The sequence below is a fragment of the Candidatus Streptomyces philanthi genome (assembly GCF_059553635.1).
In genome coordinates, this window is sequence record NZ_JCANQV010000559.1 from 1 (window position 1) to 1,782 (window position 1,782).

General features: G+C 73.7%; 2 protein-coding genes and 1 pseudogene. All 3 read right to left on the reverse strand.

The genetic code is table 11. The annotated features are described in order from the left end of the window. Positions 1-139: pseudogene (locus tag AC51EU_RS30180) on the reverse strand (pseudouridine synthase); the annotation flags it as partial. Further along, complete coding sequence (gene scpB / locus AC51EU_RS30185; RefSeq protein WP_496270274.1) at positions 139-819, reverse strand: SMC-Scp complex subunit ScpB; 681 nt, start codon at positions 817-819, stop codon at positions 139-141. The pseudogene AC51EU_RS30180 and the gene scpB, both read right to left, overlap by 1 nt. Beyond that, the coding region (locus AC51EU_RS30190; protein ID WP_496270275.1) for a segregation and condensation protein A at positions 816-1,782 on the reverse strand (967 nt) is incomplete at its 5' end. The genes AC51EU_RS30190 and scpB, both read right to left, overlap by 4 nt.

Here is a 1,782-nt window from a genome sequence, read left to right on the forward strand (position 1 = left end):
CCTGGCCGCCCTTGCCGGAACCGCCCACGTCGTAGCGGCGCTCCTCGGGACGGGGACGGCCCGCGCGCTTCTGCTTGTCGTCGCGCTGATTGCCCGCGCCCCGGTAGTTCTTCCCGCTGTTCCTGCCGCTGCTTCGCATCAATGATCCGTCTGAGAGTCGCCGCTGTCGTCTACGTCGAACGACGGGACACCTTCCGGGGAGTCGCCCTCGACCGCGTCCGCCTCCGGGAGGAACGGTGCGAGCTGGGGGAGCTCGTCCAGGCCGCGCAGGCCCATCCGCTCCAGAAAGTAGTTCGTCGTCCTGTACAGGATCGCACCTGTTTCGGGTTCCGTCCCCGCCTCCTCCACCAGACCGCGCTGGAGGAGGGTGCGCATCACGCCGTCGCAGTTGACCCCGCGGACGGCGGACACCCGGGAACGGCTGACCGGCTGACGGTACGCGACCACGGCCAGGGTCTCCAACGCGGCCTGGGTGAGACGGGCCTGCTGGCCGTCCAGGACGAAGCCCTCCACCGCCTCGGCGTAGGCGGCGCGCGAGGAGAACCGCCAGCCGCCGGCGACGGCGCGCAGCTCGAAGCCGCGGCCCTGCCGGGTGTAGTCGTCGGCCAGATCGCGCAGGGCGCGGGCCACGGCGCGGCGCGGGCGCTCAAGGACCCTGGCGAGGTGTTCCTCGGTGACCGGTTCGTCGACGACCATGAGGACCGCCTCCAGGGCGGGCGCCAGTTCCAGGCCGGCGACGCCGGGGGCGCCGGCCGGGGGGCCGGACGGTGTGCCGGTCCCGTGTGCGGGGATGTCGTACTCCTCGTCCGGGCCGTTCATGCCCGTTCCTCCTGCCGTGTGTCGTCGGTGCCGGGCTCCTCGTCCGGCGCGTCGCTGCCCGCCTCCCGGTCGAACTCGTCGGTCACCACGGGGGCGGCCCCGTCCTCGCCCGTCCAGCGGACCCTCAGCTCGCCGAGGGCCTCCTCCTGGTCCAGGGCGACGGCGCGTTCCCGGTAGAGCTCCAGCAGGGCGAGGAAGCGGGCCACGACGGTGAGGGTGTCCGGCGCGTCGGCGACCAGGTCCTGGAAGGTGTGCTCCCCCGCCCCGCGCAGCAGCGCCATCACCACCTCGGCCTGCTCGCGGACGCTGACCAGGGGGGCGTGGATGTGGTCGACGTAGACCTGGGGCTTCGGCCGGGGCTGCATGGCCTTGACCGCGAGGCGGGCGAAGCCCTCGGGGCCGATGCCGAGGACGACCTCGGGCAGCAGCTCGGCGTGGTGCGGTTCGAGGCCGACGGTGCGGGGGTGGCGGCGGGCCTCGTCGGCCAGGCGTCCGCCGAAGATGTCCGCGATGCGTTTGTAGGCGCGGTACTGGAGCAGCCGGGCGAACAGCAGGTCGCGGGCCTCCAGCAGGGCGAGGTCCGCTTCGTCCTCCACCTTGGCGACGGGCAGCAGCCGGGCGGCCTTGAGGTCCAGCAGGGTGGCGGCGACGACGAGGAACTCGGTGGTCTGGTCGAGGTCCCAGTCCGCGCCCATGGCCCGGATGTGGGCCATGAACTCGTCGGTGACCTTGGAGAGGGCGACCTCGGTGACGTCGAGCTTGTGCCGGGAGATCAGCTGGAGGAGGAGGTCGAAGGGGCCCTCGAAGTTGTCGAGGCGGACGGTGAACCTGCCGTCGCCCTCGGGGGTGTCCGCGGGCGGTGCTGTGGCGTCCGGGCCGCCGTCCGAGGGGGCCGCCGGGGCGTCCGCGGCCTCCCCCGCCGGTGCGGCGTCCGGCACGGGGCCGGGGTGGCGGTGCGGGGCG